Annotated in this window: 9 protein-coding genes and 1 other annotated feature; all 9 genes read left to right on the plus strand. The window is 28.5% G+C overall.

The window, feature by feature from the left end; all coding sequences use genetic code 11:
• The first annotated feature begins 101 nt into the window (after positions 1-101).
• Positions 102-308 (plus strand) — a binding site (T-box leader).
• A gap of 353 nt (positions 309-661) precedes the next feature.
• The 9 genes from I4U58_RS10465 to surE all read left to right on the plus strand — a co-directional run bounded on the left by I4U58_RS10465 (position 662) and on the right by surE (position 9,518).
• Positions 662-2,086, plus strand: coding sequence for a YfcC family protein (locus I4U58_RS10465; protein ID WP_195931293.1), 1,425 nt, complete (start codon positions 662-664; stop codon positions 2,084-2,086).
• 22 nt (positions 2,087-2,108) lie between these two features.
• A complete protein-coding gene (locus I4U58_RS10470) occupies positions 2,109-3,239 on the plus strand; it encodes a M20 family metallopeptidase (RefSeq protein ID WP_195931294.1) in 1,131 nt (376 codons plus the stop codon).
• Between the two features lie 267 nt (positions 3,240-3,506).
• Positions 3,507-4,382 carry a polysaccharide deacetylase family protein gene (locus I4U58_RS10475; protein WP_195931295.1) on the plus strand — a complete coding sequence of 292 codons (876 nt, stop codon included), beginning with the start codon at positions 3,507-3,509 and terminating at the stop codon, positions 4,380-4,382.
• 194 nt (positions 4,383-4,576) lie between these two features.
• Entirely contained in the window at positions 4,577-5,860 is a 1,284-nt protein-coding gene (locus tag I4U58_RS10480) for a HAMP domain-containing sensor histidine kinase (protein WP_243269608.1), read from the plus strand.
• Positions 5,850-6,485: a hypothetical protein gene (locus I4U58_RS10485; RefSeq protein ID WP_195931297.1), complete on the plus strand. Its 636-nt coding sequence runs from the start codon at positions 5,850-5,852 to the stop codon at positions 6,483-6,485. Before I4U58_RS10480 ends, I4U58_RS10485 begins: the two co-directional genes overlap by 11 nt.
• Before the next feature lie 15 nt (positions 6,486-6,500).
• On the plus strand, positions 6,501-7,151 hold the full coding sequence (locus I4U58_RS10490; RefSeq protein WP_195931298.1) for a response regulator transcription factor: 651 nt from the start codon (positions 6,501-6,503) through the stop codon (positions 7,149-7,151).
• Positions 7,152-7,260: 109 nt separating this feature from the next.
• Positions 7,261-7,878 (plus strand): zinc ribbon domain-containing protein, encoded by a 618-nt coding sequence (locus tag I4U58_RS10495; protein ID WP_195931299.1) that lies wholly within the window; start codon positions 7,261-7,263, stop codon positions 7,876-7,878.
• Positions 7,879-7,894: 16 nt separating this feature from the next.
• Positions 7,895-8,449, plus strand: a complete 555-nt coding sequence (locus tag I4U58_RS10500; protein ID WP_195931300.1) for a hypothetical protein — start codon at positions 7,895-7,897, stop codon at positions 8,447-8,449.
• A gap of 307 nt (positions 8,450-8,756) precedes the next feature.
• Entirely contained in the window at positions 8,757-9,518 is a 762-nt protein-coding gene (gene surE / locus I4U58_RS10505; RefSeq protein WP_195931301.1) for a 5'/3'-nucleotidase SurE, read from the plus strand.
• Positions 9,519-9,643 lie beyond the last annotated feature (125 nt).

Here is a 9,643-nt window from a genome sequence, read left to right on the forward strand (position 1 = left end):
AAAAGAAGGACTTACATCTATCGCAATAGTTCAAAATAATAAAATATTAAAGCGATTTAACATATTAGTAGTAAATCATAAAGTTAAACAAAATTTAAAAAACAAATTCAACGAAAAAGAGAGTAACATAAATTAATTTTATAGAGAGTTCAGGATGGTGGAAGCTGAGCATTGAGATTTTTGTGAAAAGAGCTTTGGAGAAGACTGCAGGAAATTAGTATGGCAGTCGGTGTTCTCGCCTTAAGAGATTGAGTGGGTAAGTTTTTTCTTACCAATAAGAGTGGTAACGCGGTAATTTCGCCTCTTGGATTTTTTCCAAGGGGCTTTTTTAATAATCAAAAAGCGTCTACTTTGTTGTGAGAAAAAGTTTACCAATAAGAGTGGTACCGCGATAATTCGCCTCTTAGTATTTCATACTAAGAGGCTTTTTTAATTCTAAGGAAATTATATATTATCTGGTTTGTGGATAATGTATAATTTCCAACTTATTACCTTAAGCAACGGACGAAGTCGTTGGCGCTATGAACGTAGTGAATTTTAAGCAACGGACGAAGTCGTTGGCGCCATGAGCGAAGCGAATTTTTTAATAACAGAAAATAAATAATTTCTTGTTAATAAAAATAATTTAAAAAAAGTGAAAAATCAGAAAAGGAGAAGGAAAATGGAAATATCAAATTCATCAGTAAAAAAAGTTAAAGAGAAAAAGAAATTTGCCATGCCAAATACATTAGTTATTATGGCAGTAGTTATTGCATTAGTAGCAGTTGCAACATATTTAATACCAGGAGGAGCATACGATAGAGTTCTTAATGATCAAGGTAGAGAAGTTGTTGTAAGTGGAACTTATAAAGCAATAGCAAGTCAACCACAAAGTTTATTCGATGTATTACAATCACCAATTGAAGGTATAGTTCAAGGTGGAGAAATTATAGCATTTTTATTTATAGTTGGTGGGGCATTTAGTATAGTTTCAAGAACTAAAGCTATAGATTTAGGTATTTTAAAAATAGTAAACGTATTCAAAGGAAAAGAAATTTTAGTTTTACCAATATTAATGTTTATGTTCTCAATCGGTGGAGCAACATTCGGAATGAGTGAAGAAGCAATAGCATTCGTAGCAGTTTTAATGCCATTAGTACTAGCATTAGGATATGATAGTATAGTTGCTGTAGCAATTACATACTTAGCTTGTAACCTTGGATTCTCAGCAGCAATGCTAAATCCATTTACAGTAGGTATAGCACAATCAATAGCAGGGATACAATTATATTCAGGTGTTGAATTCCGTACATTAGTTTGGTTTGTATCAACTCTTGTAGGATGTGGATTCGTTATGTTCTATGCTATGAAAATTAAGAAAAATCCAGAACTTAGTCCAATGTTCGAACATGATCAAGTTAAACGTGAAAAATTAAAAAGTACAGAATCAGAACATACTGAATTTACTTTAAGACATAAAATAATAATAGCTGCATTATTTACATCTATAGCATTAGTAGTATATGGAGTTTTAAAATTAGAATTTTGGATACCACAAATAGCAGCAGTTTTCCTAGGATTAGGTATTATAAGTGGTTTAGTTGGTAAATTAGCACCAAACGAAATAGCAGAAGCATTCACAGATGGAGCAAAAGATATGATAGGAGCAGCTATCATGATAGGTCTTGCAAAATCAGTAATGATAATAGCTCAAAATGCAAACATAATAGATACAATATTATTTAACTTAGCTAATGTTGTTGGTCAATTACCATCATTAATAGCATCATATATAATGTTTGTAATCCAAATGTTCATAAACTTCTTCGTAAGTTCAGGTTCAGGACAAGCAGCACTTACTATGCCAATACTTGCACCACTTGGTGACTTAGTTGGAATATCTCGTCAATTAAGTGTTTTAATATATCAATTAGGAGATGGGTTCTCAAATGCAATGTTCCCAACATCAGGTGTATTAATAGCTTGCTTAGGTATGGCAGGAGTTCCTTATGGAAAATGGTTAAAATGGATATTACCACTTCAAGCAATATTATTTATGACAGCAATAGTATTTATAACAATAGCATCTTTAATAGGATGGGCTTAAGATATATTTAAGGGGGATTAATATGAAAGATATTTTATTACAAGAAGGACAAAAATTACACGCTAAAATGTGTGAAATAAATGATTATATATACGCAAATCCTGAATTAGGGAATGAAGAATTTAAATCATCATCAAAATTGATAGCATTTTTAGAAGAACACAACTTCACTGTTGAAAAAGGTCTTTTAGGAATAGAAACATCATTTAGAGCTATATATGATAGTAAAAAGCCAGGAGCAACTATAGGTTATTTATGCGAATATGATGCTCTTCCTGAAATAGGACATGGCTGTGGTCATAATATGATAGGTGTTATGTCGTCAGCTGCAGGTATAGCTTTAAGTAAAGTTATAGATGAAATTGGAGGAAAAATCATAGTATATGGTACTCCAGCAGAAGAAACAAACGGAGCAAAAGTTGTATTTGCAGAAGAAGGAATATTTGATGAACTTGATGTTGCAATGCTTGTTCATCCAAGTGATGTAAATATGAAAAGTGGAACAACACAAGCACTTTATCCATTAGAATTTAGATACAAAGGAAAAACTGCACATGCTGCAAGTTGTCCACAAAATGGTGTAAATGCACTTAATAGTGTAATACAATTATTCAACGGTATTGATGCACTTCGTCAACATGTAACTCCAGATGTTAGAATGCACGGAATAATAGTAAAAGGTGGAGTTGCAGCAAATATAGTTCCAGATGAAGCAGTTGCTCAATTCTATTTTAGAGCAGCAACTAAAGAAACTTTAGACGATATTCTTACTAAAGTTAAAAATATAGCTCAAGGTGCAGCACTTATGACAGGTGCAACTTTAGAAATGGAAAGATATGAGTTCCCTAATGATAATTTAGTAACTCATGAAAACTTATCTGAAGCATTTAATCAAAATTTAAGAGAGCTTGGAATAACTGAGATAGCACCTCCAAAATCATCTGGTTCAAGTGACATAGGTAACATAAGTCATAAAGTACCTACAATCCACCCATATATACAAGTATCAGCTTGTCCAGCACCAGGTCACACTGTGGAATTAGCACAGGCGACAGTTTCTGAATTAGGACATGAGAGACTACTTACTGGGGCAATGGCACTTGCTTATACAGGATATGATGTTTTACTTGGAAAAGTTGATTTATCAAGATAGTAATATATATATTTACAGATTTGGTTTTATATAGAGCCGTGGCAATTATGCCACGGTTTTTTTGCGTTATTTAAAAGATTGAGCATATTTAAGTATCAAATAATAAGTTATATATTAATCAGGTATCAAAGTTACAATGTATAAGTAATTTATTTCCAGTATAAAAAATTCATATTTTACAACTTTGAAACAAGTTATTATCAGAATGTATACCCCTATAGATTATTATAATTACACAAGATAATTTAACACCAAGGAGAGATTGAGATGAGAAGATTTAATTTAAAAAAAATAGCAATAGTTTTAGGTATTAGTGGAGTTGTAATATGGGGTGGAAGTGTAACATTCGCAAAAATGATAGAAAAACACAATATAAAAGTTAACCAAGTCATTGCACAACAAAAAAAAGAACAAGAAGAGGCAGAAGCAAAGAAACCAATAATAGGGGTTAATGAAGAGGGTAAAAAATACACTTATGATGCAAAAAAAGTACAAGAAAAATTAAATAATCATGATTACACAAATGATGGCAAAAAGGTAGTATTTTTAACTTTTGATGATGGGACATCAAAGACAAATACACCAGAAGTATTAAGAATTTTAAAAGAAAATAATATAAAAGCAACATTCTTTTTAACAGGATCTAATATAGAAAATGGGGGAGAAACTGCTAAAGATTTAGTAAGACAAGAATTTAATAGTGGACATGCAATAGCAAATCACTCTTATAGCCATGATTTTAAATTATTATACCCAGGTCGCAATTTAGATATGGAAGCTTTCAAAGCAGATTATGAAAAAAACGATAAATTATTAAAATCTATATTAGGTGAAAACTTTACTACACATGTAATGAGATGCCCAGGTGGATATATGTCATGGAAAAACATGGACCCATTAAAAGATTATTTAAATGAAAATAAAATAGCATCTATAGATTGGAATGCTCTAAATGCTGATGCTGAAGGTCCAAAGAAAAACGCACAACAATTAGTTGATTTTGCTATAAAAACTGCTCAAGGAAAAGAAATGGTAGTACTATTAATGCACGACACATACGGAAAAGAAGAAACAGTTAAAGCTTTACCATCTATAATAAAATATTTCAAAGATAATGGATATGAATTCAGAACTTTAGTATAATATATAATAATTAAAATTAAAGAATAACTGGTGATAAAATGAAGTTTTGGAAAAAGATATTTCTATACTCCTTAATATTGTTCCTGTTGCTATTTAACGGTGGAGGAATAATATTAATAGAGAAAATTCATAGTGAAAATCTGAACAATGCAATAAAATCTTTAATGTATAAATCTTTAAATGTAGAATCAGTTATGTATTTAAATTCAGATTACCTTATGAATATAGATGTAGATAGTGAGTCTAACATAAAAAACTGGATGGATATAATCATCAATGGATATTCACTTAATAATGTAGAACAATACAACACAGAGCTATATTCTATGGGAAATAAGGAAATATCATCTGATTTAAAAAACAAAGTATCGGGGGATAGGCAAGAAATTTTACAAGCTAAAAAAGGCCAAAAATATTTTATTATAAGAACTATAAATAATAAAAAGTATGCATTTGTAAGTTCAATTGTAAACTTAGAAAATAGAAATTTTAAATTAATTATATCTAAAAATATACAGCAGGTTTACGAAGAAAGGCTTAATAACTACAAATTTTTTATAATTATTGATTTTATAATACTTACTATACTTTCTATAGGTATGTATATAATATCTAAAAAATTGACTAAGCCTTTGGGAACTTTAAGCGATATATCTAAAGATATAGCAAAAGGTAAATATGATATAAGGGTAGTAGAAAGCAAAAAAAATGATGAGATAGGAGTATTAGAGCATAATTTTAATCTTATGATAGACGTTATTGAACACAATATAGATGAATTAAAATATTTAAATGAATCAAAACAAAGATTTATAGACAGTTTAAATCATGAAATAAAAACACCGATTACATCAATTATAGGCTATTCAGAACTTTTATTAAAAGGTAATGTAAGTGAAGAAATAAAAATAAAAGCTTACAAATATATAAATTCTGAAGCTAAACGACTTGAAACTTTAAACTCTACCTTATTAAAATTAACTTTAATAAGAGAAAGGAAAAAAAGTTTTGGAAAAGTAAATCTTAGAGAAACGCTAAATAGTGTGGAAAATATACTAAGATATAAGCTTGAGAAAAAAGATATACACTTAAATATAAAAATAGAAGATGTATATATATTGGCAGACAAAGAACTACTAGAAGTTTTACTTACTAATTTTATAGATAACAGTATAAAAGCTAGCAATGTATCTTCTACTATAAACATAAGTGGAAATTATAAAAATAATAAATATATATTAAAGATTATTGATTATGGAATAGGAATACCAAAAGAAGATTTGGACAAAATACTAGAGCCATTTTATATGGTTGATAAAGCTAGAACAAGAAAGAACAACGGGATAGGATTAGGCCTTTCTATATGTAATGAAATTTGTTGCATGCACAATATTTTACTTAATATAGAAAGTGAGTTAGACATTGGAACAACAGTGATTTTAGAATTTGATAAGGAGAATTATTTTAATGAAATCTAAAATAATAATTCTGGCATTAGTAGTTATTTTAATTGGCTTATTTTCAATGTTTAATATAACAAATTCTTATCCATTTAAAGAAAATGTACTATACAACCAAGATGATATAAGTGGCTATAATGAAACGCAAACTGAAAGTAGTAATTTAGTAAATAGAAATGAAGCTATAAAAATAGCCAAGTACTATATAGGTAATATCCTGGGAAATGATCTGAGTGAAGAAGATAATAAAATGTATGTCAACTTATATAAAAATGATAGACAAGCTGAATCGTACTACTGGAATATAAGCTGGTCTAGTCCAAATTTATCATGTGGTATAGAAATAAACACTATAAATAAACAGATAAATAATATATATGTTAGCAGAGATTTTAATCAAGGAGATAATAAACTAAATACTACATTACTAAATCAATATGAAGTTTTAGATATTGTAGAAAATTTTGTAGAAGCATTGGGATTTGATTTAAATATTTATAAATTAGATACAAATAATATGAATTATAATATTGACGGAAATCAAATTTGTACTTTTGTCAATAAAAATAATCCAGAAGATAGATTTGAAATAGATATTTCAATTACAGGAAAATTTATCACTAGGTATGTCAGAAATCCATAAAAAGGAGACTTTTTAATGAAAATATTAGTAGTGGAAGATGAAGCACCTATTAGAGATTTAATATCAATAAACTTACAACTAGTTGGCTATGAAGTGTTTTCAGCTGAAGATGGTATCATAGCACAAGAATTTTTAGAAAAACAAAAGGTAGATTTAATTTTATTAGATGTTATGATACCGGGGATAGATGGATTCTCGTTGATTGAAAAAATAAAAAAACATGGTATACCAGTTATATTTGTGACTGCAAAAGAATCAGTATTAGATAGGGTAAAGGGCTTAAGACTAGGAGCCGATGACTACATTATAAAACCATTTGAAACAATAGAGTTATTAGCTAGAATAGAAGTAGTCTTAAGAAGATACAATAAAAATAATAATTATATAAAGTTTAAAAATATAGAAGTAGATACAAAACAAAGAAGTGTTAAATTAAATGATAAAGAAGTGTATCTTACAGTAAAAGAATACGAATTATTAATTTTACTATTGCAAAATAAAAATATGGCTTTATCTAGAGATCAGATATTAGATAGAGTTTGGGGATTTGAATATGGTGGAGAGACACGAACTGTAGATATCCATATTCAACGCATCAGAGAAAAACTCGACTTGAAAAATAATATAAAGACTGTATTTAAAGTAGGTTATAGATTGGAAGAATAATAAAAACTCCTTTATGGCATAAATTGCTATAAAGGAGTTTTTATTATGGGGAAATTATATCATAAGAACTAACAAATAGTTATATATTTTAATATGAGGGGGAGTTTTTATGAAGTGTAAAAAATGTGGGAGTGACGTACCTAGTGATAGTAAATTCTGTAGTGCTTGTGGTGATAACCTACAAAACCAGAATGTAAGTGACTCTGAAACCACTCAAGAAAAAGATACTTTAAATAAACAAAATGAAAATGATTACAATCAAAGCCCCAAAGAAGTTAATAATATAAATGAACAACCTAAAAATAAAAATATATTTAAAATTGTTATAAGTGTTTGTTTAGTAGTAATAACTATAGTAGTTATAATAAGTGCAATTGGTGTTAATTCGGGTATGAGTGAAGAAATTTCAACTGTAAAAAATGGACATTTTTTTGATTATCCTGAAGAAGATGGTTATACAACGATAGGAACTGCATTTGAAAATTATTTCGATAATACTAAGTGGTACTATTTTGTATCAGATGATGGATTTGATGTTGTGGAGTTTGAAGGGACATTTTCATATTATGATAAAGACACAAGTTGCTGTTTACAATTTAAACTATATGATGATAATCACTTTGAGGCATATGCATTAGAATTTAATGGAGTTCCGCAAAGTAAGTTTATGAAAAATACACTTATTGATGAGGTTATGGAAGATGCTCGATATATATATGATTATTAAAAAGTAAGGTGATATTATGAGCGATAATCAAGAAAATAATAACAACGAAAATAATAACAACCAAAATAATAATAATCAGAAGAGTAATGTAGCTGGGATAGTTACAGTTTTAGTAGTACTTTTTGTAATTATAGCTATATTCATATTCTTATTTGCAAAATTAATTAATTTTGTAGAAAGTATTATTTTTTCAGATGACTTTAAGGATATGGCGAATAATGCAGTACAACAAATAGAACAAAAAACTTATGATTCACAACTCGAATCTCTAACAGAAGAGTTGGTCGGAGTATTAGAAGATGAGGACACATATGTGCAATATGATATTTATAATGGTGCTATAACTATAGATATATTTAGGCAGGACTTGACTGTGCCAGAAGAGGAACTAGATGCAACTAGATTTGGAATAGAGCTATTTGGTGAAGTTCCAGATACATTATTTAATGAAGTTATAGCTTGGTATCATAGCAGAGGAGAATATCCTTATGTTGTGATTAATATGTGTGATTCACAAGGGCATATATTGTATAAAGTTGAGGGAGATACACAAGTAGAAGTAAACTATTAAAAACTTATATTAAAGATATAAATTAGGTAAATTAAGATAAAAAATCAGATAGATATCTATCTGATTTTTTGTTTAAGTTATAATTAAAATTTGGTCAACGCTCAAAGCGTTTATTAAGGAAAGCAACTGTTATAGGTAGTATTATTACCATATGAAATAAAAATATACATATTTATTTTTATTTTGATAAAACATATAAAGCTAGTTTATGAATAAGTATTTATGCAGATTTGAAATGTTTATAGTATAATGATAACAAAATAATGATTATAAAATTTTAAAATAGATTAAAAATAAGGAGAATAAAATGAATATACTTATATCAAATGATGATGGAATAAATGCAGAAGGAATAAAAATCTTAGCAGAAGAAATATCAAAAATAGCAAATACATACGTAGTTGCACCGGATAGTCCGAGAAGTGCAAGTGGACACGCAATAACTCTTCACAAACCTATTTTAATAAATGATGAATTTATAGCAGAAAATGTTGAATCTTATTCAACATCAGGAACACCAGCGGATTGTGTAAAAGTAGGAATTGAATCGATATTAAGAGATATAGAGATAGATTTAGTTTTAAGTGGGATAAATAATGGACCTAATTTAGGAACTGATGTTATATATTCTGGAACTGTTGCTGCAGCGATTGAAGGTCTTATTGAAGGAAAGCCATCTATTGCGCTTTCTTGTGATTCATCAAGAGTTACAACTGAAGAATATAGAGAAGCAGCACAATATACAGCAAAATTAGTTAAAAAACTAGAAGGAAATTTAGATAAATTAAGTGGGAATATATTAAATGTTAATTTCCCAAAAGGAGACAAAAAAGGAGTAAGAATAACTAAGTTAGGTAAACGTATATACAATAATGTAATGGACGATAGAGAAAGTATAAGAGGTCAAAGATATGTATGGATGGGTGGAGATTTAGCGAGTGTAGAACAAGACAAAGATAGTGATATATTTGCAGTTGAAAATGGATATATATCAATAACTCCAGTCCATATAAATATGACAGAGACAAACAGAATAAATGAGCTTAAAGCGTTGGGAATAGAACAATAATATTTAAAATATAATAAAAATATAATTTATAAAATTATACTATAATCATAATATAATAAATCATAATATAATAATATAAAAAAGTGTCATATAGAAATTATATAATTAATAAAAAGCCAGAGATT

The organism is Clostridium sp. 1001270J_160509_D11, from assembly GCF_015667935.1.
In the GTDB taxonomy this organism is placed as follows: Bacteria; Bacillota; Clostridia; order Peptostreptococcales; family Peptostreptococcaceae; genus Intestinibacter.